20 protein-coding genes and 1 pseudogene are annotated in these 26013 nt (G+C 62.0%); 14 read left to right on the forward strand and 7 right to left on the reverse strand.

Going from position 1 to position 26013, the window contains the following annotated elements; all coding sequences use genetic code 11:
- Positions 1-171 precede the first annotated feature (171 nt).
- The 3 genes from NTD80_RS05165 to NTD80_RS05175 all read left to right on the forward strand — a co-directional run bounded on the left by NTD80_RS05165 (position 172) and on the right by NTD80_RS05175 (position 6054).
- Positions 172-1938: a DUF1302 domain-containing protein gene (locus tag NTD80_RS05165; RefSeq protein ID WP_065908514.1), complete on the forward strand. Its 1767-nt coding sequence runs from the start codon at positions 172-174 to the stop codon at positions 1936-1938.
- Positions 1939-1962: 24 nt separating this feature from the next.
- A complete protein-coding gene (locus NTD80_RS05170) occupies positions 1963-3330 on the forward strand; it encodes a DUF1329 domain-containing protein (protein WP_213552614.1) in 1368 nt (455 codons plus the stop codon).
- A 222-nt stretch (positions 3331-3552) separates the two neighbouring features.
- Positions 3553-6054: a LuxR C-terminal-related transcriptional regulator gene (locus NTD80_RS05175; RefSeq protein ID WP_262132453.1), complete on the forward strand. Its 2502-nt coding sequence runs from the start codon at positions 3553-3555 to the stop codon at positions 6052-6054.
- Here the strand turns inward: NTD80_RS05175 and NTD80_RS05180 are convergent.
- Positions 6051-6926, reverse strand: coding sequence for a helix-turn-helix domain-containing protein (locus tag NTD80_RS05180; protein ID WP_106802656.1), 876 nt, complete (start codon positions 6924-6926; stop codon positions 6051-6053). The two genes, NTD80_RS05175 and NTD80_RS05180, sit on opposite strands and share 4 nt — an antisense overlap.
- 138 nt (positions 6927-7064) lie before the next feature.
- Here NTD80_RS05180 and NTD80_RS05185 point away from each other — a divergent pair, with 138 nt between their 5' ends.
- Positions 7065-7967, forward strand: a complete 903-nt coding sequence (locus NTD80_RS05185; RefSeq protein ID WP_262132455.1) for a DMT family transporter — start codon at positions 7065-7067, stop codon at positions 7965-7967.
- A 37-nt stretch (positions 7968-8004) separates the two neighbouring features.
- Here NTD80_RS05185 and norR read toward each other — a convergent pair whose 3' ends face one another.
- A complete protein-coding gene (norR, locus tag NTD80_RS05190; RefSeq protein WP_262132457.1) occupies positions 8005-9549 on the reverse strand; it encodes a nitric oxide reductase transcriptional regulator NorR in 1545 nt (514 codons plus the stop codon).
- A gap of 146 nt (positions 9550-9695) precedes the next feature.
- Between norR and hmpA the strand changes: the two genes are divergently transcribed.
- A complete protein-coding gene (gene hmpA, locus NTD80_RS05195; protein WP_262132458.1) occupies positions 9696-10877 on the forward strand; it encodes an NO-inducible flavohemoprotein in 1182 nt (393 codons plus the stop codon).
- Between the two features lie 213 nt (positions 10878-11090).
- The gene (locus NTD80_RS05200; RefSeq protein WP_065908531.1) at positions 11091-11597 is read left to right on the forward strand and encodes a disulfide bond formation protein B; all 507 of its coding nucleotides are present in this window, start codon (positions 11091-11093) and stop codon (positions 11595-11597) included.
- A 472-nt stretch (positions 11598-12069) separates the two neighbouring features.
- Here the strand turns inward: NTD80_RS05200 and NTD80_RS31230 are convergent.
- Positions 12070-12360: pseudogene (locus NTD80_RS31230) on the reverse strand (hypothetical protein).
- 27 nt (positions 12361-12387) lie between these two features.
- Here NTD80_RS31230 and cyoA point away from each other — a divergent pair.
- The 6 genes from cyoA (at position 12388) to NTD80_RS05230 (ending at position 18447) form a co-directional block, all read left to right on the forward strand.
- Entirely contained in the window at positions 12388-13329 is a 942-nt protein-coding gene (gene cyoA, locus NTD80_RS05205; RefSeq protein WP_053132079.1) for a ubiquinol oxidase subunit II, read from the forward strand.
- A gap of 3 nt (positions 13330-13332) precedes the next feature.
- Complete coding sequence (cyoB, locus tag NTD80_RS05210; protein WP_065908533.1) at positions 13333-15351, forward strand: cytochrome o ubiquinol oxidase subunit I; 2019 nt, start codon at positions 13333-13335, stop codon at positions 15349-15351.
- A gap of 3 nt (positions 15352-15354) precedes the next feature.
- Positions 15355-15981, forward strand: a complete 627-nt coding sequence (locus tag NTD80_RS05215) for a cytochrome o ubiquinol oxidase subunit III (RefSeq protein ID WP_010206435.1) — start codon at positions 15355-15357, stop codon at positions 15979-15981.
- Positions 15981-16322: a cytochrome o ubiquinol oxidase subunit IV gene (cyoD, locus tag NTD80_RS05220; protein ID WP_010206434.1), complete on the forward strand. Its 342-nt coding sequence runs from the start codon at positions 15981-15983 to the stop codon at positions 16320-16322. Before NTD80_RS05215 ends, cyoD begins: the two co-directional genes overlap by 1 nt.
- A gap of 11 nt (positions 16323-16333) precedes the next feature.
- Entirely contained in the window at positions 16334-17221 is an 888-nt protein-coding gene (cyoE, locus tag NTD80_RS05225) for a heme o synthase (protein ID WP_003194050.1), read from the forward strand.
- 146 nt (positions 17222-17367) lie between these two features.
- Positions 17368-18447, forward strand: coding sequence for a pyridoxal phosphate-dependent aminotransferase (locus NTD80_RS05230; protein WP_262132466.1), 1080 nt, complete (start codon positions 17368-17370; stop codon positions 18445-18447).
- Between the two features lie 135 nt (positions 18448-18582).
- On the opposite strand, the gene NTD80_RS05235 is transcribed toward NTD80_RS05230, so the two are convergent.
- Positions 18583-19290, reverse strand: coding sequence for a hypothetical protein (locus NTD80_RS05235; protein ID WP_065908539.1), 708 nt, complete (start codon positions 19288-19290; stop codon positions 18583-18585).
- A 252-nt stretch (positions 19291-19542) separates the two neighbouring features.
- On the opposite strand from NTD80_RS05235, the gene NTD80_RS05240 reads away from it, so the two are divergent.
- Positions 19543-21567 (forward strand): c-type cytochrome, encoded by a 2025-nt coding sequence (locus NTD80_RS05240; protein ID WP_262132468.1) that lies wholly within the window; start codon positions 19543-19545, stop codon positions 21565-21567.
- On the opposite strand, the gene NTD80_RS05245 is transcribed toward NTD80_RS05240, so the two are convergent.
- Together NTD80_RS05245 and NTD80_RS05250 are read right to left on the reverse strand one after the other, a co-directional pair.
- Positions 21564-22814 (reverse strand): aspartate aminotransferase family protein, encoded by a 1251-nt coding sequence (locus NTD80_RS05245; RefSeq protein WP_262132470.1) that lies wholly within the window; start codon positions 22812-22814, stop codon positions 21564-21566. The two genes, NTD80_RS05240 and NTD80_RS05245, sit on opposite strands and share 4 nt — an antisense overlap.
- 89 nt (positions 22815-22903) lie before the next feature.
- Positions 22904-23797: a LysR substrate-binding domain-containing protein gene (locus NTD80_RS05250; RefSeq protein WP_065908545.1), complete on the reverse strand. Its 894-nt coding sequence runs from the start codon at positions 23795-23797 to the stop codon at positions 22904-22906.
- A 144-nt stretch (positions 23798-23941) separates the two neighbouring features.
- Between NTD80_RS05250 and NTD80_RS05255 the strand changes: the two genes are divergently transcribed.
- Positions 23942-24970: an amino acid ABC transporter substrate-binding protein gene (locus NTD80_RS05255; RefSeq protein WP_262132473.1), complete on the forward strand. Its 1029-nt coding sequence runs from the start codon at positions 23942-23944 to the stop codon at positions 24968-24970.
- Positions 24971-24979: 9 nt separating this feature from the next.
- On the opposite strand, the gene NTD80_RS05260 is transcribed toward NTD80_RS05255, so the two are convergent.
- Positions 24980-25993, reverse strand: coding sequence for a GGDEF domain-containing protein (locus tag NTD80_RS05260; RefSeq protein ID WP_262132475.1), 1014 nt, complete (start codon positions 25991-25993; stop codon positions 24980-24982).
- Positions 25994-26013 lie beyond the last annotated feature (20 nt).

Here is a 26013-nt window from a genome sequence, read left to right on the forward strand (position 1 = left end):
AAGCCGCCATCCACCGCGATCATGGCCCGGCCAGGACCCCGGCCAGAGCGCCTCGTCATCCTTTCGAGCGACAACACGAATCCCTCCTTGGTGCGCTTATCGCTCCTGACAGGCGGCAGTAGGGTGGGGCCTTCTGTCACTCACCGGGGAAGACGCATGACAAGAACAACAATGCGCGCCATCTTCAGGCCACAGGCGCTGGCCGCTGCGGTTGCGTTGGGGTGCTGTGCCCAGGCACAGGCTGTTTCGTTCAACATTGGCGAGATCGAAGGGCAATTCGATTCCTCGCTGTCGGTCGGCGCGAGCTGGGGCATGCGCGATGCCGACAAGAAGCTGGTAGGCGTGGCCAACGGCGGTACGGGCCAGGCGTCGACCGGGGATGACGGGCGGCTGAACTTCAAGAAGGGCGAGACCTTCTCGAAAATCTTCAAGGGCATCCACGATCTCGAACTCAAATACGGTGATAGCGGCGTGTTCGTGCGTGGCAAGTACTGGTACGACTTCGAACTGCAGGACGAAGACCGCGAGTTCAAGCAGATCAGCAATCACCATCGCGACGAGGGCGCGCGCTCTTCCGGCTACGAATTGCTCGATGCCTTCGTCTATCACAACTATTCCATCGCCGACCTGCCGGGCAACGTGCGGGTGGGCAAGCAGGTGGTCAGTTGGGGCGAGAGCACCTTTATCGGTAACTCCATCAACAGTATCAACCCGATCGACGTTTCCGCTTTCCGTCGCCCCGGCGCGGAGATCAAGGAAGGCCTGATCCCGGTGAACATGCTCTTCGCCTCGCAGAGCCTGACCAACCAGCTGACGGTGGAAGGGTTCTACCAGCTGAACTGGGAAAACACCGTGGTGGATAACTGCGGCACGTTCTTTGGCAACGATGTGGTCGCGCACGGGTGCAACAATAACTACACCGTGGGCAGCGCGGCGGCGGCGGGCTTTCAGCCGGCGGCCAATCTGGTCGGGCAGGGTTTTGAAGTCACCCGGGAAGGGATCGTGGTGCAGCGTGGCAAGGACCGTGAAGCCCGCGACGGCGGCCAGTTTGGTGCAGCGTTGCGCTGGCTGGGGGACGACACCGAGTACGCGTTGTACTTCATGAACTACCACAGCCGTACGCCCACCGTGGGCACCACCAGCGCCGGGCAGGCCACGCTCAATGGCTTGGGCGCCTTGCTGCCCGGCACGCCGGCAGCCCTGCGTCCGTCACTGGTTTCCGCGCTGATGCTCGGCCGCGGCCAGTACTACCTCGATTACCCGGAAGACATTCGCCTGTACGGCGCCAGCTTCTCCACCACCCTGCCCACCGGCACGGCCTGGAGCGGCGAGATCAGCTACCGGCCCAATGCGCCGGTGCAGTTGAACACCACCGACCTGACCCTGGCGCTGGTCAACCCTGCCGTGCCGGGTACCTCGGTGATCAGCTCTTCGGCCGGCGCCGACAACAAAGGTTATCGCCGCAAGCAAGTCACCCAGGCGCAGACCACCTTCACGCAGTTTTTCGACCAGGTCATGGGCGCCGACCGCCTGACCCTGGTGGGCGAAGCGGGCGTCACCTACGTGGCGGGCCTGGAGTCCAAGAGCAAACTGCGCTACGGGCGTGATTCGGTCTATGGCGTCTACGGCTACCAGGGCGATACCGATGGGTTTGTGACAGCGACCTCGTGGGGCTACCGCGCCCGGGCGATCCTCGACTACAGCAACGTGTTCGCCGGGGTCAACCTCAAGCCCAACCTGTCCTGGTCCCATGACGTGAAGGGCTACGGCCCCAATGGCCTGTTCAACGAAGGCGCCAAGGCGGTGAGCATCGGCGTCGATGCCGACTACCGCAACACCTACACCGCCAGCCTCAGCTACACCGACTTTTTCGGCGGCCATTACAACACCCTGACCGACCGCGACTTCCTCGCCTTCAGCGTCGGCGCGAACTTCTGATCACGGCTTGAAAAGGATGCTTTTATGCGCAAGATGATTCTGCAATGCGGCGTGTTGGCCCTCAGCCTGCTGGCCGCCAACGTGATGGCGGCGGTGTCGCCGGAAGAAGCGGCGAAGCTCGGCACCACCCTGACCCCGGTCGGTGCCGAAAAGGCCGGGAATGCCGATGGCTCGATTCCGGCCTGGACCGGCGGCATCCCGAAAAACGCCGGCGCGGTGGACAGCAAGGGCTTTCTCGCCGACCCGTTTGCCAGTGAAAAACCCCTGTTCGTGATCACCGCCGCCACCGTCGACAAGTACAAGGACAAGCTCTCCGACGGCCAGGTCGCGATGTTCAAGCGCTACCCCGAGACCTACAAGATCCCGGTGTACCCGAGCCACCGCACGGTCAATCTGCCGCCGGAGATCTACGAGTCGATCAAGCGCAGCGCGTTGAACGTGCATGCGATCAACGACGGCAACGGCCTGGAAGGTTTTACCGGCAACCGCTACTACGCGTTCCCGATTCCCAAGAATGGCGTGGAAGTGCTGTGGAACCACATCACTCGCTACCACGGCGGCAACCTGCGCCGCATCATCACCCAGGCCACCCCGCAGACCAACGGCAGCTACACGCCGATCCGCTTCGAGGAAGAAGTGGCGGTGCCGCAACTGATCCCGGACATGGACCCGGCCAAGGGCGCCAACGTGCTGACCTTCTTCAAGCAGTCGGTCACGGCGCCGGCGCGCCTGGCGGGTAACGTGCTGCTGGTGCATGAAACCCTCGACCAGGTGAAGGAGCCGCGCCTGGCCTGGATCTACAACGCCGGCCAGCGCCGAGTGCGCCGCGCGCCGCAAGTGGCCTACGACGGGCCGGGCACCGCCGCCGACGGTTTGCGCACCTCCGACAACTTCGACATGTTCTCCGGCGCGCCCGACCGCTACGACTGGAAACTGGTGGGCAAGAAGGAGATGTACATCCCCTACAACAGCTACAAGCTCGATTCGCCGTCACTCAAGTACGACGACATCATCAAGGCCGGGCACATCAACCAGGACCTGACCCGCTATGAGCTGCACCGCGTGTGGGAAGTGGTCGGCACCGTCAAGCCGAGCGAGCGGCACATCTATGCCAAGCGCCACATGTACATCGATGAAGACAGCTGGCAGGTGGCGCTGGTGGATCACTACGACGGTCGCGGCCAGCTGTGGCGTGTCGCCGAAGGCCATGCGCAGTTCTACTACAACCACCAGACCCCGGCCTACACCGTGGAAACCCTGTACGACATCATTGCCGGGCGCTACATCGCCCTGGGCATGAAGAACGAGGAGAAGAGCAGCTTCGTGTTCGGCTTCGATGCCAAGGCGGCGGATTACACGCCAGCGGCATTGCGCGCCTCAGGCGTGCGCTGACCGACACCTTCATCTGCAGGAGCCGGCTTGCCGGCGATAGCGGTCTGTCAGCTGCCGATGGGGTGGCTGATCTACCGCAATCGCCGGCACGCCGGCTCCTGCAGGTTTTCGGCGCTTTTTTATGCTTGCCAATCACCCCGCTGAATACTTCTTCAACAACCGCCGGCCACAGGACTAGGGTAGGCGCCAGGTTGCACAACAATAAAAACGCAGGATGCAGCTATGACCGCCATGACACGCTGCCTGGACCGTCCTGGATTCATGCCTCGGCTGTCCGCCCACCATCTGCTGCGCCCCCGCCTGGCCGAGCCTTTGCTGGCGGCGCAGGCCCGGGTCAGATTGCTTTGCGCGCCGGGCGGCAGCGGCAAGAGCGCGTTGCTCGGCGAGTGCGCGTTGCAGGCACCACCGGGGTGCCAGGTGTATTGGCTGCCGCTCAATGGCGCGCCCCTCAGCCCATTCGAGTTGTGCCAGCGCCTGGCACAAAACCTCGGCCTGGCGTTCAGCGATGAAGCCACGTTGCTGCTGGACCTCAGCCGCTGGCAATCCCCTGCGTGGTTGTTCCTCGATGATTTTTGCCGCCTGCCCACGCCCGACACCGACGCCTTGCTCGACCGCCTGCTCACGGCCAGCAGCCCCGCGCTGACCTGGTGGCTGGGCGCGCGACGTCGCCCGGTGTGCAACTGGCCGCGCCTGCTGCTCGACGATGAGTTGCTGGAGTGTGGCGGTGAGCTGGCGTTCAGTGCGGCGGAAATCCAGCAACTGCTCTGCCAGGCGCCCGGGCAGTCGGTCGACCGCGTGCTGCAGTTCAGCGCCGGTTGGTGCGCCGGGGTGCGTATCGCCTTGCTCGGCGATGGTCACCCCGACAAGACCTTGCTCGACTACCTGCAACACGAACTCTTCAGCACCCTGCCGCCGGAACTCGCCGAAGCCTGGCGGGTGCTGGCCCATTTGCCGCGCTTCAATGCGGGGCTGTGCGAACACCTGTTCGGCTTTGGCGATGGGGTTCAGTACCTGCGGGATCTGCAGGCCCTCGGCGCCTTCATCCAGCCGTGGGAAGACACCGATTGGCTGCAGGTTTTCCCGCCGCTGGCGCAACTGCTGCGCGCCGAACCCTGGGCGGCGAAGCGCTCCTGGCATCGGCGCGCCTGCCAGTGGTTCACCGCCGAGCAGGACTGGCAGGCCGCCTTCGAACAGGCGCTGCTGGCCGAAGAATATGAAGTCGCCGTCAGCCTGTTGCAGCACTTCAGCTTCGAGGACCTGTTCCGCCAGCAGAACGCTGCGCTGTTGCTGCGCCTGCATGAACAGCATGGCGAAGAATTGATGCTGGGCTCGGCGCAGCTGGTGGGCCTGGTCACGGCGGCGTTGCTGTTCGCCGGGCGCTTCGACCAGGCCGCGCAGTGCATCGACCAATTGGCCCGCTTCGCCCCGCAACCGACGGCGGCCCAGCAGCGCTATCTGCTCGCGCGTTGGCAGGCGCAGTGGGGCTGGCTGCTGCATTTGGGCGGCGATGCCGAACGCTCGCGCGTCCATTTTCTCGAAGCCCTGCAAGCCTTGCCCGACAGCGCGTGGACCTCGCGGCTGATGTGCCTGTCGGGCCTGACCCAGCAAGCGCTGCTGCGCGGTGAGTTGGACGTGGCCCAGGCGCTGAGCCGCGAAGCCTTGTGCCTGGCACGCGCCCACGGTTCGTTATTGCTGGAGGCGCTGCTCGAGCTGGATCACGCGCAATTGCTCGAACAGCGCGGCGCGCCCTATCGCGCGCAAAGCCTGCTGGAGAATGTGCAGGCGATGTTGCTCCAGCAGCGGCTCACGGCCGGGCCTCTGGTGGGGCGTATCGCCCTGCGACGCGGGCACCTGGCGCTGCGCCAAGGGCAAGACACGCTGGCCGCCGAGTGCTTTGAAACCGGCCTGACGATGTGCCTGCACAGTCACGACAAACGCGTGCTCTACGGTTTTCTCGGCCTGGCGCTGTTGGCCGCCAACCGTGGTGATTACGCCCAGGCATTTTTCCAGCTGCGCGAGGCCGAGCGGCTGATGCAGCGGCGCCAGGTGCCGGACACGGTGTACCGCGCCGTGCTGTTGTTGGTCAGCGGGCATTTCTGGTTGCAGCAGGGCCGTGCGGAATTGACCGTCGAAGCGGTGCGCCGCGTGCTCCGTCATTTCCGAGGGCCGCAGGCCAAACAGGCGCCGCCGGCCACCCTCGAACTGATCCCGCGCCTTGAATACCTGCTGGTGCTGGCGGAGGTGAAGCTGGGGTGCTGCGACCAGCCGGTGGCGCGGTTGACGGCCTTGCTGGACACCACGCACCGGCGCGGCATGCTTTGCCTGGAAACCGAATTGCACCTGGTGCTGGGCGAGGTCGCGTGGCAGGTCGGTGATCCGGTCCTGGCGCGCCGCTCACTGCAGACCGGGTTGGAACTGGCCGCGCGTTGCCAGGTGCAGCAGGCGATTCGCGAGCTGCGTCTGCGCTCGCCGGGGCTGCTCAGCGAGCTGGGGATGGAGCCGCAGGCGTCCACGCCGGGCGCGCTGGAAAATCCGCTGAGCCAACGGGAGCTGGAAGTGCTGCAGTTAATTGCCCTGGGCAACTCCAACCTGGAGATTGCCGACCGGCTGTTTATCTCGCTGCACACGGTCAAGACCCACGCGCGGCGTATCCACAGCAAGCTCGGCGTGGAGCGGCGCACTCAGGCAGTGGCCAAGGCAAAAACGTTGGGCTTGATGGTTTAGGCGCAGAACGCCAGGCGGTATTCACCGGGCGTGGCGCCCATGGCCTGGCGAAAGCGATGGGTGAAGTGGCTGGCGCTGGAAAACCCGCACATCAATGCAATCTCGCCCAAGGGCAGGGCGCCGCTGCGCAGCAAGGCCTGTGCGCGGGTCAGGCGCCGCGCCAGCAGGTATTGATGCGGCGGCAGGCCGAAGCTCTGGCGGAACATCCGCGCGAAGTGATATTCGGACAGCGCGCACATTCCAGCCAGTTGTCCCAGGCTGATCGGGTCTTCGAGGTGCTGGTCGATGTACTCCACCAACAGCCGCCGCTGGTACGCCGCCAAGCCGCCTTTCAAACGCAATCCGTCGCGCGCGCCGACCTGGCTGAGCAGGGTGTGGCTGAGCATTTCATGCGCCAGGCTGCTGGTCAGCAGGCGCTCGGCGGGCTCGTGCCAGTTGAGCGCGATCAACTGGTGAAAGCGCCGGGCCTGGCTGGCGTCTTCCAGGAAGGTGCTTTCGCGCAGTTGCAAGGTGCGCGGCTCGCGGTCGAGCAGGGTGACGCAGCCCAAGGCAAACTGCTCCGGGCTGAAATACACATGGGCCAGGCGGATCTCGCCGTTGATCACCCATGCCGACTGGTGTTCGGCGGGCAGGATGCAGAGCTTGTCGGGCCCGCCCTTGGTGCCCGGTTGATCGCGCCGGAATGTACCGGTACCGCCGCCGATGTAGCACGACAAGGTGTGATGGCTGGGCGCCTGGTAATCCTGGGCGTCGTGGTGGTTGCTCCACAAGGCCGCGGACAAGCCGTCACCGAGCTCGGCGCAGGCTTCCAGGCGTGCGTTGGGCGAGCGGTTGAGGGCTTGAAAGACTTGCAGGGATTCCAGGTCAGGCATGGTGAGTACTCTTGGATGCCTTGCATCCTACTCCGGGAGGCTGGCGCTGTGATCCCACCGCCCGACAAAAGCGCAAGAATCTGCAAGAGCGCGACACCGGTTGAAGGCGACACTGTGGCTCAACCGATGGAGCCCGCTATGAACCTTTTCCTGTATTTACTCACCGTGCTGATCTGGGGCACCACCTGGATCGCCCTCAAGTGGCAGCTGGGCGTGGTGGCGATTCCCGTGTCGATCGTCTACCGCTTCGGTTTGGCCGCGCTGTTGTTGTTTGCGTTGTTGCTGCTCAGCCGCAAGTTGCAGGTGATGAACCGACGCGGGCATCTGATCTGCCTGGCCCAGGGCCTGTGCCTGTTTTGCGTCAACTTCATGTGCTTTCTCACGGCCAGCCAGTGGATCCCCAGCGGGCTGGTGGCGGTGGTGTTTTCCACGGCGACATTGTGGAACGCGCTGAATGCCCGAGTGTTTTTCGGCCAGCGGGTGGCGCGCAATGTATTGATGGGCGGCGGCCTCGGCTTGCTGGGCTTGGGTCTGTTGTTCTGGCCGGAGCTGGTGGGCCACACCGCCAGCCCGCAGACATTGCTGGGGTTGGGCCTGGCGTTGCTGGGGACCCTGTGTTTCTCGGCCGGCAATATGTTGTCGAGCCTGCAGCAGAAAGCCGGGCTCAAGCCGCTGACCACCAATGCCTGGGGCATGGCGTACGGGGCGACGATGCTGGCGACCTACTGTGCGGTGCGCGGGATTCCCTTCGACATGGACTGGAGCCCGCGGTACATCGGCGCGCTGTGGTACCTGGTGATTCCGGGGTCGGTGATTGGCTTTACCGCCTACCTGACACTCGTGGGACGCATGGGGCCGGAGCGTGCGGCGTATTGCACGGTGCTGTTTCCCGTGGTGGCGTTGAATGTGTCGGCGTTTGCCGAAGGCTACCAATGGACGGCGCCGGCACTGGCGGGGTTGGTGCTGGTGATGTTGGGGAATGTGTTGGTGTTTCGTAAGCCTAAGCCTGTGAGCCCGGTGCTGAAGCCGGCGCACGTGTAGGCGCCGGCAAGCCAGCACCTACAGTGGGAGTGCGGTGTTATTTGAGGTTGAGGCGCTTGGCCAGGCGGCCGAGGTTGGCGCGGTCGAGGCCGAGTTCGCGGGCGGCGCTGGCCCAATTGTGCTGGTGGCGTTCCAGGCAGGCAGTGATCAGCTCACGCTGATAGTGCTCGGTCGCCTGGCGCAGGTCGCTCGTGAGGGCGGCAGGCACCGGCGCCGGTGCTTCGATCACCGCTGCGCTGACGTCCGGCAAGTCGAGGTCGTGGGCGCTGAGGCTGAGAATCTTCGGGCGCTCGCGACAGTTACCCAGGGCTTTGAGTGCGCTGCGTCCGATCAAATGTTCCAGCTCGCGCACATTGCCCGGCCAGTTATAGGCCAGCAGCGCCGCCTGGGCATCGCTGGTCAGGCGCAGGCTGCCCAGGCCCATGCGTGAACGGTTCTGTTCGAGGAAAAAACCGGCCAACAACAGTACATCGCGTCCGCGTTCGCGCAGTGCCGGCACTTGCAGCGGATACACACTCAGGCGGTGATAGAAATCGGCGCGGTAGCGGCCATTGCGCACTTCGTCAGCCAGGTCGCGGTTGGTGGCGGCGATCAGGCGCACATCCACCTGATGCTCCTTGTCCGAGCCCAGGCGCTGCAACTGCCCGCTTTGCAGCACGCGCAGCAGCTTGGCTTGTACCGTCAGCGACAGCTCGCCGACTTCATCGAGGAACAACGTGCCGCCGTTCGCCAGTTCAAACTTGCCGCGCCGCTCGTTCAGCGCGCCGGTAAAGGCCCCGCGCACATGCCCGAACAGTTCGCTCTCGACCAGGGTTTCCGGCAGGGCCGCGCAGTTGAGGCTGATCAGCGGTTTGTCTGCACGCGATGAAGCGGCGTGGATCGCCTGGGCTACCAATTCCTTGCCCACCCCGGTTTCGCCGGTGATCAGCACGGTCAGGTCGCTGCCGCCGACCAGCTTGATTTCTTCGACCAGGCGGTTGTGGGTCTTGCTCTGGCCGATCATCTCCTTGTGCTGCTGGCCGCTGGCCTGGCGATAGATCTCGGCGCGCTGGTGTGCGTCTTCGGCGCGCAAGGCCAGGCGTTCGATGCGTTCGGCCACGTTGACGGTGGCGGCGGCGAGGCTGGCAAAGGCCTGCAGGGCGTCCAGCTCCACGCGTTCGAAGCGTTCGGTGTCGAGCGCATCCAGGGTCAGCAGGCCCCATGGCTGGTCGTCGACAAACAGTGGGCAGCCCATGCAGTCATGCACTTGCAGGTGCCCGTGCAGGCCATCGACCAGGCCGTCATAGGGGTCGGGCAGCTCGCTGTCACTGTCAAACCGCGTCGGGCCGGGGCTGCCCAGCAGCACGGCGAAGCGCGGATGCTCGCTGACCTTGAAGCGCCGACCGAGGGTGTCGGCACTCAAGCCGTCGACCGCCAGCGGCACCAGCCAGTCGCCATCCAGGCGCAGCAACGCAGCGGCATCGCAGGGCAGCAGTGCGCGCATGGCTTGCAACAGGCGGCGGTAACGCTCGCCTTCGGGCAGCTCGCGAGACAGGTCGGCGACCAGGGGGAGCAGGGTAGTGAGCAGTGATTGCGCAGTCATAATGACTCCTTGTAGTCCTTATGACTATAAGGTGTAGGAGGTCAAACTGACTACTGAATATCTAAGTCACTGAAAAATAACGATTAATAAGTTGGCATGAATACTGAGTAGAGAAGGGTAATCAGTAAAGAAGCCCAGGAGGCCCCATGCTTAGTGCCCAAGACCGTGCCATCGTCAAATCCACCGTGCCCCTGCTGGAAAGCGGCGGTGAAGCGCTGATCACCCATTTCTACCGCATGATGCTGTCCGAGTACCCCGAGGTCCGTCCGCTGTTCAACCAGGCCCACCAGGCCAGCGGCGACCAGCCTCGGGCGCTGGCCAACGGCGTGTTGATGTACGCGCGGCATATCGACCAGTTGGACCAGCTGGGCGACCTGGTGGCGAAGATCATCAACAAGCACGTGGCGTTGCAGATCCTGCCGGAACACTACCCGATTGTCGGCGCTTGCTTGCTGCGGGCGATCAGCGAAGTGCTCGGCAGCGAGATCGCCACCCCCGAGGTGATGAGTGCCTGGGGCGCGGCCTACGGTCAGCTGGCGGACATCCTGATCGGCGCCGAGGCGGCGATCTACGAGGAAAAAGCCCAGGCCCCGGGTGGCTGGCGCGGTGCGCGGCCGTTCACGTTGGTCAAGCGTGTGGAGGAGAGCGCCGAGATCATTTCGTTCTATTTTGCCCCTGTGGATAACGGCCCGATCCTCAAGGCTGCGCCAGGCCAGTACATCGGCATGAAGCTGCTGCTGGACGGTGAAGAGGTGCGCCGCAACTACTCCTTGTCGGCCTTGAGCGATGCCGGCCAGTACCGCATCAGCGTCAAGCGCGAGGCCGGTGGCCGAGTCTCCAACTACCTGCACGATCAACTGCAGGTCGGTGCGACCCTCGACCTGTTCCCGCCGTCGGGCGAGTTCACCCTGGCGGCCGGCGACAAACCGCTGGTGCTGATCAGCGGCGGTGTCGGTATCACACCGACCTTGCCGATGCTCGAAGCCGCCCTGGCCACCCAGCGCCCGGTGCATTTTATCCACTGCGCGCGCAACGGCTCGGTGCATGCGTTCCGCGACTGGGTCGACGGCCTGGCTGCCCAGCACCCGCAGCTCCAGCGCTTTTACTGCTACGCCGAGGACGACGGCGTCAGCCCGGCGGCGGATAAAGTCGGCCTGCTGAGCCAGGAACAATTGGCTGCGTGGTTGCCCGAGCAGCGCGACCTCGACGCCTACTTCCTCGGTCCCAAGGGCTTCATGGCGGCCATCAAGCGCCACTTGAGGGCCCTGGGTGTGCCTGAGAAGCAGGCGCGCTATGAGTTCTTCGGGCCGGCGGCGGCGCTGGAATAAAGGTAGGACGCTGCACCGAGTCGGCACCTTCGCGGGCAAGCCCGGCTCCCACAGGGAAATGCGATCTCCTGTGGGAGCCGGGCTTGCCCGCGATGGCGTCCCTGCACGCACAACATTTATCCCGATTAATCCCCCGTTAACCCCCCTCTGTTTAAACCACTCTCTGTGTGTAAACTTGCGGCCATTGGCACAACCAAACAAAGGGAAACGGGGATGAGTGACGAATTGCGTTTAGGCAGGGAGCGGCGCTTTCTGGTGTTGCTGGGCATCATCTGCCTGGCGCTGATCGGCGGTGCGCTGTACATGCAGGTGGTGCTGGGCGAGGCGCCGTGCCCGCTGTGTATCCTGCAACGCTATGCGCTGCTGTTGATCGCGATCTTCGCGTTCATCGGCGCGGCCATGCGCACCAAGGGGGCGATCACGTTGTTTGAAGGCCTGGTGATCCTCAGCGCCCTCGGCGGCGTGGCGGCTGCCGGCCATCACGTGTACACCCAGTTCTTTCCACAGGTCAGCTGCGGCATCGACGTGCTGCAACCGATCGTCGACGACCTGCCGCTGGCCAAGGTGTTCCCCCTGGGCTTCCAGGTGGACGGTTTCTGCAGCACCCCGTACCCGCCGATCCTCGGCCTGTCCCTGGCGCAATGGGCGCTGGTGGCGTTCGTGCTGACCGTGATCCTGGTGCCCCTGGGCATCTATCGGAATCGTCAGCGCCAGGGCTGAACCTTTACACAAACGCCCCGGTCCTTCTTGAAGGAAGGCCGGGGCGTTTTCGTATGTAGGGATTTGTGAAAGGGCTGTGACGAGGGGCAAGTTTAGGTGCGCGCAGTGTGCGACATGTTGTCACACGGACGCTGTCGCAGGACGTTTCTGACCCGCCGATCGGCCGCTTAAATTTGCACCGAGCGGTCAATTTGTGCTGTCAGTTCGTCGTTTGCAGCGGCCTCGCAAGCTTCGGTTGTTCGAGGCTTGCGGTGATGTCTGAATGCCTTGTTTTATGGGGGCTTGCATCGGTTTGCCTTGCCCTTACGACCTGTAGGGGATGCGACTCACTGACGAATAACACGGCAATTTTTGTGGTTTTTGTTGAGAATCGAACGCGATAAGATCGCGAACCGTTGCAATAATGGTGAAGGATTATTGCTGTAATCGATAAAAATTATTTCTTTATAAGACATGGTTTATACATCGCTAGCTAACTACAATCGCCCGCACTGAATGTCCGGTGCTGTTCAATATTTGAGCATTGGAGCGGTCGAGGGGCAGATGGATGGCTCTGTGCGACCCCAGGTTCCGGCAGCCTTTCAACTATCCGCACCAAATGGAATTGGTCTGTAACAAGGCCTTTAACCACGAAATCGAATAAGAACTCACCGCAGGTCCGTGAAACGTAGAGTTATGACGTGATGGGCAGGCTCTTATTCAATCGAAGAGAAATGCCAACCCTTGGCAGGGTGAAGTGTTGGCGATCAAAACCCAACTGCATTGCGCAAGCTGCTTTAGAGGTCGTGAGATGAGTAAAAACAGGTACCCCCGATTACTAGGCTTTTTGCCGCTGCTTGGCATGATGTTAATGCTGGGAGGCTGCAAGTGGACCTTGATGGACCCAAAAGGACAGATCGGTCTGGATCAACGCAACCTGATCATCACCGCGACCCTGCTGATGCTGTTGGTCGTGGTGCCTGTGATCATCATGACGTTCGCCTTCGCCTGGAAATACCGCGCGTCGAACACCAGCGCGACCTACGCGCCGAAGTGGTCGCACTCCACCAAGATTGAAATCGCGGTGTGGCTGGTTCCGATCCTCATCATCATCGCCCTGGGTTACATCACCTATAAGTCGACCCACGAGCTGGACCCGTACCGTCCGCTGGAGTCCGACGTCAAGCCGATCAACATCGAAGTGGTCGCGCTGGACTGGAAGTGGCTGTTCATCTACCCGGACCTGGGTATCGCCACGGTTAACCAGATCCGTTTCCCGGAGAACACCCCGCTTAACTTCCGGATCACCTCCGACGCCGTGATGAACTCGTTCTTCATCCCTGCCCTGGGCGGTCAGATCTACGCGATGGCAGGCATGCAGACCCGACTGCACCTGATCGCCAACGAAAAAGCTGAAATGGAAGGCATCTCCGCGAACTACAGCGGCGCTGGCTTCACCGGCATGAAATTCAAAGCGATCTCGACGAGCCAGGAAGATTTCAACGCCTGGGTAGCCGAAGTCAAGGCCGCACCTAAACAGCTTGATCAAGCTGAATACGATGCCCTGACCAAACCGAGCCAGAACAACCCAGTCGCCCTGTACTCCACGTATGAGCCGAACCTGTTTCAGAAAATCGTCGACAAGTACGAAGGTATGAAGCCAGGCAAGCCGGTCAAGCACGAGAAGAAAGAAGTGGCCGCGGTTGAAGGTTCTGACACGGGCTCGCATTCAACTGCTGGGGCAGAGGAGTAAACGATGTTTGGTAAATTAAGTTGGGATGCGGTCCCGTTCCACGAGCCGATCGTAATGGTGACTATCGCCATGATCGCGCTGGGTGGTCTGGCACTGTTTGCAGCAATCACTTATTTCAAGAAGTGGACCTACCTGTGGACCGAGTGGCTGACTTCGGTCGACCACAAGAAAATCGGCGTCATGTACGTCATCGTTGCCATGGTCATGCTGCTGCGTGGTTTTGCCGACGCCATCATGATGCGTACCCAGTTGGCCATGGCCACCGAGGGTTCGCCTGGCTACCTGCCACCTGAACACTATGACCAGATCTTCACCGCCCACGGTGTGATCATGATCATCTTCATGGCGATGCCATTCTTCACCGGCCTGATGAACCTTGCCTTGCCGCTGCAGATTGGTGCCCGTGACGTTGCCTACCCGTTCCTGAACTCCCTGAGCTTCTGGCTGCTGGTTTCCGGCGTGGTGCTGATCAACGTGTCCCTGGGCGTCGGCGAATTCGCCAAGACCGGTTGGGTTGCGTATCCGCCATTGTCGGGCATCCAGTACAGCCCTGGCGTGGGTGTGGACTACTACATCTGGGCGCTACAGTTATCAGGGCTCGGGACGACATTGACGGGGGTCAACTTCCTGGCCACCGTCCTGAAGATGCGCGCTCCTGGCATGAAACTGATGGACATGCCGATCTTCACCTGGACCTGCACCTGGGCCAACGTCCTGATCGTGGCTTCGTTCCCGATCCTGGCCGCTACCATGGCGCTGCTGTCGCTTGACCGTTACCTGGATTTCCACATTTTCACCAACGAACTTGGTGGCAATCCAATGATGTACGTGAACCTGTTCTGGGCATGGGGTCACCCTGAGGTGTACATCCTGATCCTGCCAGCGTTCGGTATCTTCTCTGAAGTGATCTCGACCTTTACCGGCAAGCGCCTGTTCGGTCACCACTCGATGGTCTACGCCTCCGGCGCGATCTCGGTACTGGGCTTCATGGTGTGGCTGCACCACTTCTTCACCATGGGTTCGGGGGCCAGCGTCAACGCCTTCTTCGGCCTGGCGACGATGCTGATTTCGATCCCGACGGGGGTGAAGCTATTCAACTGGCTGTTCACCATCTATCACGGCCGTCTGCGTATCACCAGCCAGGTCCTGTGGACCCTGGGCTTCATGGTGACCTTCGCCATCGGCGGCATGACCGGCGTACTGCTGGCCATCCCGGGTGCTGACTTCGTGCTGCACAACAGCCTGTTCGTGATCGCTCACTTCCACAACGTGATCATCGGTGGTGCGGTATTCGGCTACATCGCTGGTTTCAGCTTCTACTTCCCGAAAGCGTTCGGCTTCAAGCTGCACGAAGGTTGGGGCAAGGCTGCATTCTGGTTCTGGATCTCGGGCTTCTTCGTCGCGTTCATGCCGCTCTATGCACTGGGCTTCATGGGCATGACCCGTCGTTTGAACGCCACTACCAACCCTGAGTGGGTGCCGTACCTGTACGTCGCCATGTTCGGTGCGGTGATGATTGCTGTCGGTATCGCCTGCCAGCTGATCCAGCTGTACGTGAGTATCCGTGACCGTAAGCAGAACGCTTGCGAATCCGGCGACCCATGGAATGGCCACACCCTGGAATGGTCGACTTCGTCGCCACCACCGTTCTACAACTTCGCCGTGATCCCTACTGCGAACACCATTGATGCGTTCACCGAAGCCAAGGAAGACGGTACTGCGTACCAGCAACCGAAGCACTACGAACCGATCCACATGCCAAACAACACCGCCACTGGCGTGGTGATGGGCGGCCTGCTGACCGTGTTCGGTTTCGCGATGATCTGGCACATCTGGTGGCTGGCAATCGTGAGCCTGGTAGGCACTATCGGTTACTTCATCATCCACGCTGCCCGTGATGATCAAGGCTACATGGTGCCGGTCGAAACGATCGAACGCATCGAAGCCGAGCAGCACGCTCGCCTGGTAGCCGAGAAGAAAATCCCGGCCAACCGTGTAGAAACTTCGTTGGAACAGGCTTAAATCATGTCGAACTTAGTGACCAATGCTGGACACGCCCATGTCGATGACCATGGGCACGATGACCATCACCACGACTCGGGGCCGATGACCGTTTTCGGTTTCTGGCTCTACCTGATGACCGACTGCATCTTGTTTGCGTCGATCTTCGCGGTGTACGCGGTACTGGTAAACAACGTAGCGGGTGGCCCGTCGGGCCACGACATCTTCGAACTGCCTTACGTGCTCGGCGAAACCGCCTTGCTGTTGTTCAGTTCGATCACCTACGGCTTCGCCATGTTGGCCTTCTACAAGGGCAACAAGAAGGGCGTACTGAGCTGGTTGGCACTGACCTTCCTGTTCGGCCTGGGCTTCATCGGCATGGAGATCAACGAGTTCCACCTGCTGATCTCCGAAGGCTACGGTCCGCACCGTTCCGGTTTCCTGTCGGCGTTCTTCACGCTGGTCGGCACCCACGGTCTGCACGTAACTGCCGGCCTGCTGTGGATGGCGGTGATGATGTATCAGGTCAATAAGCACGGCCTGACCAACACCAACAAGACTCGCCTGAGCTGCCTGAGCCTGTTCTGGCACTTCCTGGACGTGGTCTGGATCTGCGTCTTCACCGTTGTTTACCTGATGGGGACTCTGTAATGGCTAATGCACACTCCCATGACCATGACAGCCATGATGCGAGCCACGGCAGCGTAAAGTCTTACGCTATCGGCTTCATCCTGTCGGTAATCCTGACGCTCATCCCGTTTGGTCTGGTGATGTACCCGACTCTGCCGAAGTCGATCACCTTGATGATCGTCTTGGCGTTCGCGGTGATTCAGGTTCTGGTTCACCTGGTGTACTTCCTGCACCTGGATCGTTCCAAAGAGCAGCGCGATAACGTGATCGCGTTCGTGTTCGCAGGTCTGGTAATCCTGCTGCTGGTTGGTCTGTCGATATGGATCATGTTCAGCATCCATACGTTCATGATGGCGAAGTGAGGTAAGACCCGATGTCGCTTAAGCACTTTATCCAAATCACCAAACCGGGGATCATTTTCGGTAACGTGCTTTCTGTGGCGGGCGGCTTCTTCCTGGCCTCCAAGGGACATGTCGATCTGGCCATCTTCCTGGCTGCAATGATCGGTACGTCCCTGGTGGTAGCTTCCGGTTGTGTCTTCAACAACTGCATCGACCGTGACATCGATATCAAGATGGAGCGCACCAAGAATCGCGTGCTGGTCCAGGGTCTTATCTCCCTGAAGCTGGCACTGATCTACGCGACCGTCCTGGGTGTTGCCGGTGTGGCACTGTTGTACAAGGTGGCCAACCCGTTGGCGGCGCTGTTTGCCGTGATCGGCTTTGTCATCTACGTCGGCCTCTACAGCCTGTACCTCAAGCGCAAGTCGGTTCACGGCACGCTGGTGGGCAGTCTGTCGGGGGCGATGCCGCCGGTGATTGGTTATGTAGCTGTGACCAATAGCTTCGACATGGCCGCGCTGACGCTACTGGTGATGTTCAGCCTGTGGCAGATGCCGCATTCCTACGCCATCGCGATCTTTCGCTTCAATGACTACCTGGCTGCGTCGATTCCGGTCCTGCCGGTCAAGCGTGGCATCCAGGTGGCCAAGAAACACATCCTGCTGTACATCCTGGCCTTCCTCGTGGCGACCTTGATGTTGACCTTCAGTGGCTACGCCGGCATGAGCTACCTCGCCGTCGCCGCCGCCATGGGCATGTACTGGTTGTACATGGCCTGGACCGGCTACAAGGCGGTGGATGACACCGTCTGGGCGCGCAAGCTGTTCGTGTTCTCGATCTTCACCATCACCGCGCTCAGCGTGATGATGTCCCTGGATTTCCAAGTGCCGAAAGAGCTGTTGCTGACCTACGCTCACTGAGTGTCGCAGCGTTGAAAAAGCCCCGCCTTCGAGAGAAGCGCGGGGCTTTTTCTTGGGCGCAGGTTTAAATTCGTCCAGGATTATCTCGTCATACCTCTCTGTACGAGCTGTGCGAATCCATTACCGGTCTACAAGGAGTAGTTACCATGGTCAGCGTTAGTCGTCGGTCCCTTCTTGCCTTTGGCGCTGCGTTACCCTGGCTGGGGCGCCTGGAGTGGGCGGTAGCGGCCCCGCCGAAACCGACTGACGCGGTGTTGCTCAACTACAACGAAAGCCCCTACGGCCCCTCACAGGCGGCGCGCGAAGCCATGGCGCGTGGCATCGCCACCTCCGGGCGCTATCCCTACTCGCACATGTACGCGCTCGCCGCATTGTTTGCCCAGCAGCAGGGCCTCGCCGCAGAGCAGGTGGCGGTGTTTTCGGGTTCCATGGCCGCCCTGCGCTATGCCGTGTTGGCGTTCACCAGTCCCACTCGGGGCATGGTGATGGCTACGCCGTCCTACGAAGTGCCGCGCCAGGCCGCCGAGTCGAACAAGGCGCCGGTGCATGAAGTGAACCTTGGCGCCGACCACGCCCACGATATCCCCGCCATGCTCGCCGCCGATCCCCAGGCCGGCATGCTCTACCTGTGCAACCCCAACAACCCCACCGGCACCATCACCCCGCTCGATGCCATCCGCCTGGCGTTGGCGAACAAACCCTCCGGCAGCGTGCTGGTGGTGGACGAGGCCTATATCGACTTTGCCGACGTGCCCAGCGTTGTCAGTTGGGTCAAGGATCACGACGACCTGCTGGTTCTGCGCACCTTCTCGAAAATCTACGGCCTGGCCGGCGCCCGCCTGGGCCTGGCGATCGGCCATCCGGCGCTGCTGGAACGGTTGGCGGTGTTTGGCGGCGACAACGTACCGGCGGGCACCACCTTGCTCGGCGGGCTGGCGAGCCTCGAAGACATCAAGCTGCTGCCCCAGCGCAAGGCGCTCAACGCGCAACTGCGCGACGAGACCGTCAACTGGCTCAAGGCCCGTGGCTTTACCTGCACGGCGTCGCAGAGCAACTGCTTCATGATCGACGTGAAGCAGCCCGCGGAGCAGGTCGTCGAGACGATGGCGGCGCACGGCGTGATGATCGGAAGGGTGTGGAAGAATTGGCCGCAGTGGGTGCGGGTGACGGTGGGGAACAAGCGGGAGATGGCGCGGTTTCGCGAGGTGTTTGCGGCGCAGGTCTAGCGCAGCCTGCAAGCTCATACAAAACCAATGTGGGAGCTGGCTTGCCTGCGATGCAGACGCCGCGGTTCTTCAATAAAACCGAGGTGATGCTATCGCAGGCAAGCCAGCTCCCACATTCAGGCAATTACTTTCAGGTTACTGCTGCGCGATGCTGTACCCATCGAACGCGGTCTGCTGTTGCAGCGCAGTGATCACGCTCTTGCGGCTCAACGGCTGTTCAGCCCCGGCGTTATCCACAAAGCTCTCGACCTCAAGCTCCGCCTCATCGCCTTCGCCGACAAAGCTGAAGCCCAGGAACTCGAACGCCTCGCGGTCGACATTGAGCTTCGAGCGCGGGGTGCGCAGGGGCAGGGTGACGCTGATGCCATCCTTGCTGATCACAAACACTTCGGCTTCTTTCTTGGGCCGCGATGCCTTGCTCTTGCCGGCGCTTGGGTTGCTGATCGCCTGGTGGCTCTGGTTCAGCACTTTCAGCGCCAGCCCGTAGACCAGCTCCTGGAACTCGGGGTCGTCCTTGAAGCTGGACAGGATGCGGCTGATCGAGAATTTGCTGCTCAGGTCTTCCAGGGCGGCGCTGTCAGCGGCCTCGGCGTCCTTGAGTTGCTTGAGCTGGCCCATCAGGTCATAGGCCTTGTCGTCGTCGAAGGCATCGTGGGCCTGGCGGATGGCAACGCGCAGCTCGCGGATCTGGTCGCTTTCCTTGGAGGTGTGAAACGCGTCCAGCACCATCTCGCTGATGATCTTGGCCGCCGGCACATGCTGTGAAAGATTGATGGCGTTTTCGTATTCCGCTTTGGATTGCAAGGCGACTACGGATTCTTCGGTGGTGTAGGAATCGGACATTGAAATTTCACTACTTCAGTAAACGGGGGACAAAAAAGCGTCGGGCATTTTCAGCGGGGAGGGGGATCAGGTCAAGGCGGCACTCTGCCCCACGGTTGTGCTGATCCATATCAACAGGCGCCCCTAGGAAATTCGCTACAACAACACGGGGGCTGAACCCGCCCCCGGTTATCTGCCTGATGACGTATAAAAATAATTGCAGACCTGCGCCGAGGAGACCGCTCCAGGCCAGGTTTTTAAAGGAATATTGCGATGACGCTTCCCCTGTCACGTCTTGGCCTTGTGGGGGTGATGTGCTGTCTGTCCCTTCCCCTGTACGCCAACACCCCCGACCCCGCACTGATCGAACACGGCCAATACGTTGCACAACTGGGCGACTGCATCGCCTGCCATACCGCCAAAGATGGCAAGGTCATGGCCGGCGGCCTCGAACTGAGCACGCCGATGGGCACGATCTTTTCGAGCAATATCACCCCGGACCGCGAGACCGGTATCGGTCACTACACCTTCGAACAATTCGACCGGGTCATGCGCGAAGGCGTCACGCCTGCGGGTATGAATCTGTACCCGGCGATGCCGTATCCGTCCTACGCGAAGATGAGCGAGGCGGATATGCGCGCCTTGTACGCCTACCTGATGCACGGGGTGGAGCCCGTGCCCCAGGCCAACCGCGACGCCGACATGGGCTTCCCCTTCAACCAGCGCTGGGGCCTGGCGCTGTGGAACTTCGCCTTTCTCGACAAGCAGCCGTTCCAGCCAGACCCGGGCCGCGACGAGGTGCTCAACCGTGGCGCCTATCTGGTCCAGGGCCTCGGCCACTGCGGTTCGTGCCACACACCGCGCGGCATTGCCTTCCAGGAAAAAGCCCTGAGCGATGCCGGCCGCAGCGGCCAGCATTACCTCGCCGGCGAAACCGTCGAGCATTGGCGCGCCCTGAGCCTGCGCAACCTGTGGACCGTGGATGACACCGTGCAATTGCTCAAGACCGGGCAGAACCGCTTTGCCACCGTCTCCGGCAATATGGCCGATGTGATTCACCACAGCACCCAGCATTTCAGCGACGATGACCTGACTGCCATCGCCAGCTACCTCAAATCCCTGCCGCCGGGCAAAGACGACCTGCCGATGCCGTCCGTGGCCCAGGCACCCGCCGCGCCGCCTGCCGACCTGTTCACCAGCCGAGGCGGCCTGGGCTATATGCAGTTCTGCAGCGATTGCCACCGCAGTGACGGCGCCGGCGTGAAAGGCCTGTTCCCGCCCCTGGCCGGCAACCCGAGCATCGCCGCGAGCAACCCGACGTCGCTGCTGCACATCACCCTGACCGGCTGGGAAACCGCGCAAACGGCGACTCACCCACGGGTCTACACCATGCCCGGTTTCGCCCGGCTGGCGGACCCGGAAATCGCCGAGATCCTCAGTTTCGTGCGCACGCGCTGGGGCAACCAGGGCACCCCGATCGACGCCGCCCAAGTGAAAAAGCTGCGCGCCCAGCTCAACCCGGCCACCACCGATTCGTCCGCCTTCGAAACCCCGCGCCTGGCCGATCTGCTGTCCGCCCCCAACGCCGATCAAGTCATGCGCGGCATGCGCCTGCACCTGCAAACCAAGGCGCTGCTGCCTGACAACGTCGGCAACTCGCTCAATTGCACCAGTTGCCATCTCAACGCCGGCACCGTGGCCGACGGCTCGCCCTTTGTCGGTGTGTCGGCGTTTTTCCCCAGCTACGCACCGCGTGCGGGCAAGGTGGTGACCCTGGAAGAACGCATCAACGGCTGCTTCCGGCGCTCCATGAATGGCAAGCCGTTGCCGCCGCAGTCAGCCGATATGCAGGCGATGGTCGCCTACTTTGACTGGATGAAAAACAATACGCGGCCTGAAGACAAAGTCGCCGGGCGTGGCGTGGGCAAGGTCGACCCGGCGATCAAGCCCGACCTGGCCAATGGCAAGGCGGTCTATGCCAAGCAATGCGCGGTCTGCCATGGCGACAACGGCCAGGGGCTGGCGCGGGCCGATGGCGAGCTGATCTACCCGCCGCTGTGGGGCGAGCAGTCGTTCAACATCGGCGCGGGGATGGCGCGCACCTACACCGCGGCGGCATTCGTCAAACGCAACATGCCGATTGGCTTCCACGAGAAATTCCCGTTGGGGCAGGGCGGTTTGTCCGACCAGGACGCGGTGGACGTGGCGGCGTATTTTGCCGGGCAACCGCGTCCGGACTTCCCGGACAAGGTCAAGGATTGGCCGAACGGCGGCAAGCCGGTGGATGCGCGGTACTAGTCCAGTTGCTTGAGGCAGGCCTCGAGGATATCCAGGCCTTCCTCCAGCACCGCTGGCTCAATGGTCAGCGGTGCGAGCAAGCGGATGATGTGCCGTGACTTGCCGCTGGGCATCAGCAGCAGGCCGGCCTCGCGCGCCAGGCTCAGCAACTGGGCGAGTTGTTTCGGCGCGGGCGTGCCGTCGGCGTGGGCCAGTTCCATGCCGCGCATGGCGCCGACGCCGGTCAGGCGGCCGAGGTAAGGCGACAGGCGCTGTGCGCGCCAGGCTTCATAGCGGCTGACAATCGCTGTTTGCTGCCGCGAACCCCAGGCCTGCAAGTGCTCATCGGTCATCGCGTCCAAGGTGGCCAATGCCGCCGCGCAGGCAATCGGGTTGCCGGAATAGGTGCCGCCGAGGCCGCCTTTGGGCAGGTTGTCCATCAGCGCCTTGCGCCCGACCACTGCCCCCAGCGGTACACCGCCAGCGATGCTTTTGCCGAGCAGGATCAAATCCGGTTCGATGCCCAGGCGCGAGAAGGCGAAGCGCTGGCCGGTACGCCCGAAGCCCGACTGGATTTCATCGGCAATCAGCAGGATGTTTTTTTCATCACAGAAACGCCGCAGCGCCTGGGCGAACTCGATGTCGAGGGCCAGGAAACCGCCTTCGCCCTGCACCGGTTCGAGGATGAAACAGGCGACGTCGTCGACGTCGATTTCCACGCTGAACAGGCGGTCCATGGCCTTCAGCGCTTCGGCACAGGTCACGCCGTTGTCGGCGCTGGGGTAGGGCAGGTGATAGACCGGGCCGGGCAGGACGCCGACCTTTTGCTTGTAGGGCGCGACCTTGCCATTGAGGTTCAAGGTGGCGAGGGTGCGGCCATGAAAGGCCCCGTCGAACGCGATCACCGCCGTGCGGCCGGTGGCCCCCCGCACGATCTTCAGGGCATTTTCCGCCGCTTCGGCGCCGCTGTTGGTGAGCATGCCGCTGACCGGATAGTCCACCGGGATAAACGCGGTCAGGCGATCCATCAGCTCGATGTAGGGCGCGTGAGGCGCAGCGTTGAAAGCGTAGTGGGTCAGTTTCGTCGCCTGTTCGCGAATCGCGTCCACGACCCCAGGGTGGCAATGGCCGAGGTTGAGCACGCCGATGCCGCCGACAAAATCGATATAGCGTTTGCCCGCAGTGTCCCAGACTTCGGCGTTCTTACCGTGGCTAAGGCTGATCGGGTGGACGATGGAAATCGACTGGCTGATGGTTTCGCGGCTCATGAATCTCGGACTCGGCAATGGCGGACGTGTTTTTATCTAAGCCGTGCGCCCACCCTGGCCGCAAACGAAATAAAGTCGCCGGGTCATTATTAAAAGTCGCGATGTGCACTCACGTAGTCGACCATCCAGTTCAGGAAGGCTTTGACTTTGGGGATCTCGCCGGCGTGTTCGGCATGCGCGATAAAATGCGCGCCGCTGCTGGGCATGGCGTAGTCCCACGGGATCGTCAGGCTGCCTTGGGCAAGTTCTTCGGCCACCAGGTAATGCGGCACCAGCGCCACGCCATAGCCCGACTGCGCCGCGCGAATGCACATGTAGAACGTGTCGAAACGCGGCCCGTGGTAACTGTTCTGCGAGTGCAGGCCTTGTTCCAGGAACCATTCGTGCCAGGCCTCCGGGCGCGAGGTGCATTGCAGCAAGGTGTGGCGCGACGACGCGTCGCTGCCCTCGGCGACAAACCCCGGCGCACAGACCGGCACCACGGCTTCACGAAACAGCTCGATGCAGGTCGCGCCCGGCCATGAGCCCTGGCCGAAGAAAAACGCGATATCGGCCTTGGCCTGCAGCACGTCGAAGGGCTCCAGCTCATTGCGCACGTCCAGATGGATATTCGGGTGTTTCGCCGCGAAGTCCTTGAGCTTGGGCACCAGCCAGCGGTCGCCGAAGGTCGGCTGGGTGGCGATGCGCAGCACCTCGGTTTCACCGCCGTAGGTGAGGATGTAACGGCTGGAGATGTCCACCTGGGTGAGGATCTTGTGCACTTCGGCCAGGTACAACGACCCGGCCGGCGACAAGTACAGGCGCTGGCGAACCCGCTCGAACAGGTTGTGGCAGAGCATCTCTTCCAACTGCGCCACCTGCTTGCTGACCGCACTCTGGGTCAGGTGCAGCTCTTCGGCGGCGCGGGTGAAACTCAGGTGGCGGGCGGCGGCTTCGAAGCATTGCAAGGCCGTCATCGAAGGGGTCAAGCGTTTTGAAATCATGCAGTTCATTCCAAATCGGAAGGAGCCTTTGCCTAAAGGTCGTTTGTGGCAGCGCCGTAAAGCCGTGGATACTGCCCGGCAGCACTATAAACCGGCGCGGGCTGTGCAGCGCCGAATAATAAGGAATGACAGGGAGCGCCTTGCATGAACCGATTCAAAACCACGTTGGCCACACTGGGCGCCACCGCCGTATTCGGCCTGGCCAGCACTGCGCACGCCGGGGCGACCCTGGATGCGATCCAGAAAAAAGGCTTTATCCAATGCGGCGTCAGCGACGGTTTGCCCGGTTTTGGCGTGCCCGACAGCAAGGGCAAGATGACCGGCCTCGATGTCGACGTGTGCCACGCCGTGGCGGCGGCAGTGTTCGGCGATGCGTCGAAAGTGAAGTTCACCCAATTGACCGCCAAGGAGCGCTTCACCGCGTTGCAGTCCGGCGAAATCGACCTGATCTCGCGCAACACCACCTGGACCAGCTCGCGTGATTCGGCGATGGGCCTGGTGTTCACGGGCATCACCTACTACGACGGCATCGGTTTTCTGGTGAACAACAAACTGGGAGTGACCGGTGCCAGTCAACTGGACGGCGCGACCGTGTGTATCCAGGCCGGCACCACCACGGAACTGAACGTCTCCGACTACTTCCGCACCCACGGCATGAAGTACACGCCCATCACCTTCGACACCGCCGACGAGAGCGCCAAGGGCCTGGAGGCCGGGCGTTGTGATGTGCTGACCACCGACCAGTCGGGACTGTATGCACAGCGGATCAAAATGGCCCACCCGGATGAGTTCGTGGTGCTACCGGAGGTGATCTCCAAGGAACCGCTGGGGCCGCTGGTGCGCAAGGGCGATGACGAGTGGTTCAGCATCGTCAAGTGGACGCTGTTCGCGATGCTCAATGCCGAGGAAATGGGCATCACCTCGCAGAACGTCGAGGAACAGGCCAAGACCAGCAAGAACCCGGATGTCGCGCGGCTGCTGGGCGCCGACGGTGAGTACGGCAAGGACCTCAAGCTGCGCAAGGACTGGGTCGTGCAGATCGTCAAGCAGGTGGGCAACTACGGCGAAGTGTTCGAGCGCAATATCGGCCAGGGCAGCGTGTTGAAGATCAAGCGCGGGCTCAATGCGCTTTGGAACAACGGCGGTATCCAGTACGCGCCGCCGGTGCGATAACGCCGGGGGTCAATCGGCGACCCCACCTTTCCCCGCCGCCTTGGCGCGATACAACGCCTGGTCGGCACGTGCCATCAAGGCGGCGGGGGTATCACCCGATTGACTCGCCGCCACGCCTACGCTGAGGGTGACGTGGAAGTCGTCGCTCACCGGGTTATCCCTCAACGCCTCGCAGATGCTTTCGGCGATTGCCTTGGCGGTCTCCAGCGACGTGTTGGGCAGCAGTACCATAAACTCATCGCCGCCCCATCGAGCCAGCAGGTCATCGGCGCGTATACAGCCTTTCAAACGCTCGACCACCCGCACCAGCGTCTCGTCGCCTGCGCTGTGGCCGTACTGATCATTGATCGGCTTGAAGTCATCGATATCCATCGCGATCAGTGCCAGCGGCAGGCGAAAGCGTTGGGCGCGTTCGCATTCTTCCAGCAAGGTTTTTTCCATGCGATAGCGGTTGGCGACCAGCGTCAGGGTGTCGCGTTCGGCGAGGGAGCGATTTTCATCCAGCTGCAATTGCAGTTGCTGGTTGACCCGTGACAGCTCGCGCGTGCGCTCGGCCACCAGCACTTCAAGGGATTGATTGCGCTGTTCCAGTTGCTCGACGGAGCTTTTGCGTAAATGGATATCACGGTGGGCGCCCACCATCCGCGCCACCGAACCGTCAGCGTTGCGGGCAATCACGTAGCCACGGTCTTCGATCCACAGGTAGCTGCCATCTTTTTTGCGGCAACGGTATTCGGCCTGGTAGTAGGGGGCACGACGCTGGATGTAGTCATCAAACAGCATCATCACCTGGGGGTAGTCGTCCGGATGGATCACGTTTTCCCAGGTGAACACGCTGTTTTCCAGGGCGTGTCGAGGGTAGCCAAGCATTTCATACCAACCCGGGTTGCGGTACACGAACCCGGTATTGGCGTTCCAATCCCAGATGCCGTCGCTGACCAACTCCAGAACGGTGTGCAGCATGTCGGCGTTGAAGTGAGAGAAATCAGTGCCCGGTGGGCTGTTGCCGGGAGTATCGTCCATTGCGCGATCCTTGCGTGGGC

Origin of the sequence: Pseudomonas sp. 13B_2.1_Bac1 (assembly GCF_025466155.1) — a bacterium.
Classification (GTDB): domain Bacteria; phylum Pseudomonadota; class Gammaproteobacteria; order Pseudomonadales; family Pseudomonadaceae; genus Aquipseudomonas; species Aquipseudomonas aylmerensis.

What these genes read in the sequence shown, in the direction of transcription:
- NTD80_RS05165 (WP_065908514.1), top strand. Translation starts at nt 172, where the DNA reads ATGCGCGCCATCTTCAGGCCACAGGCGCTGGCCGCTGCGGTTGCGTTG.
- NTD80_RS05170 (WP_213552614.1), top strand. Translation starts at nt 1,963, where the DNA reads ATGCGCAAGATGATTCTGCAATGCGGCGTGTTGGCCCTCAGCCTGCTG.
- NTD80_RS05175 (WP_262132453.1), top strand. Translation starts at nt 3,553, where the DNA reads ATGACCGCCATGACACGCTGCCTGGACCGTCCTGGATTCATGCCTCGG.
- NTD80_RS05180 (WP_106802656.1), bottom strand. Translation starts at nt 6,926, where the DNA reads ATGCCTGACCTGGAATCCCTGCAAGTCTTTCAAGCCCTCAACCGCTCG.
- NTD80_RS05185 (WP_262132455.1), top strand. Translation starts at nt 7,065, where the DNA reads ATGAACCTTTTCCTGTATTTACTCACCGTGCTGATCTGGGGCACCACC.
- norR (WP_262132457.1), bottom strand. Translation starts at nt 9,549, where the DNA reads ATGACTGCGCAATCACTGCTCACTACCCTGCTCCCCCTGGTCGCCGAC.
- hmpA (WP_262132458.1), top strand. Translation starts at nt 9,696, where the DNA reads ATGCTTAGTGCCCAAGACCGTGCCATCGTCAAATCCACCGTGCCCCTG.
- NTD80_RS05200 (WP_065908531.1), top strand. Translation starts at nt 11,091, where the DNA reads ATGAGTGACGAATTGCGTTTAGGCAGGGAGCGGCGCTTTCTGGTGTTG.
- cyoA (WP_053132079.1), top strand. Translation starts at nt 12,388, where the DNA reads ATGAGTAAAAACAGGTACCCCCGATTACTAGGCTTTTTGCCGCTGCTT.
- cyoB (WP_065908533.1), top strand. Translation starts at nt 13,333, where the DNA reads ATGTTTGGTAAATTAAGTTGGGATGCGGTCCCGTTCCACGAGCCGATC.
- NTD80_RS05215 (WP_010206435.1), top strand. Translation starts at nt 15,355, where the DNA reads ATGTCGAACTTAGTGACCAATGCTGGACACGCCCATGTCGATGACCAT.
- cyoD (WP_010206434.1), top strand. Translation starts at nt 15,981, where the DNA reads ATGGCTAATGCACACTCCCATGACCATGACAGCCATGATGCGAGCCAC.
- cyoE (WP_003194050.1), top strand. Translation starts at nt 16,334, where the DNA reads ATGTCGCTTAAGCACTTTATCCAAATCACCAAACCGGGGATCATTTTC.
- NTD80_RS05230 (WP_262132466.1), top strand. Translation starts at nt 17,368, where the DNA reads ATGGTCAGCGTTAGTCGTCGGTCCCTTCTTGCCTTTGGCGCTGCGTTA.
- NTD80_RS05235 (WP_065908539.1), bottom strand. Translation starts at nt 19,290, where the DNA reads ATGTCCGATTCCTACACCACCGAAGAATCCGTAGTCGCCTTGCAATCC.
- NTD80_RS05240 (WP_262132468.1), top strand. Translation starts at nt 19,543, where the DNA reads ATGACGCTTCCCCTGTCACGTCTTGGCCTTGTGGGGGTGATGTGCTGT.
- NTD80_RS05245 (WP_262132470.1), bottom strand. Translation starts at nt 22,814, where the DNA reads ATGAGCCGCGAAACCATCAGCCAGTCGATTTCCATCGTCCACCCGATC.
- NTD80_RS05250 (WP_065908545.1), bottom strand. Translation starts at nt 23,797, where the DNA reads ATGATTTCAAAACGCTTGACCCCTTCGATGACGGCCTTGCAATGCTTC.
- NTD80_RS05255 (WP_262132473.1), top strand. Translation starts at nt 23,942, where the DNA reads ATGAACCGATTCAAAACCACGTTGGCCACACTGGGCGCCACCGCCGTA.
- NTD80_RS05260 (WP_262132475.1), bottom strand. Translation starts at nt 25,993, where the DNA reads ATGGACGATACTCCCGGCAACAGCCCACCGGGCACTGATTTCTCTCAC.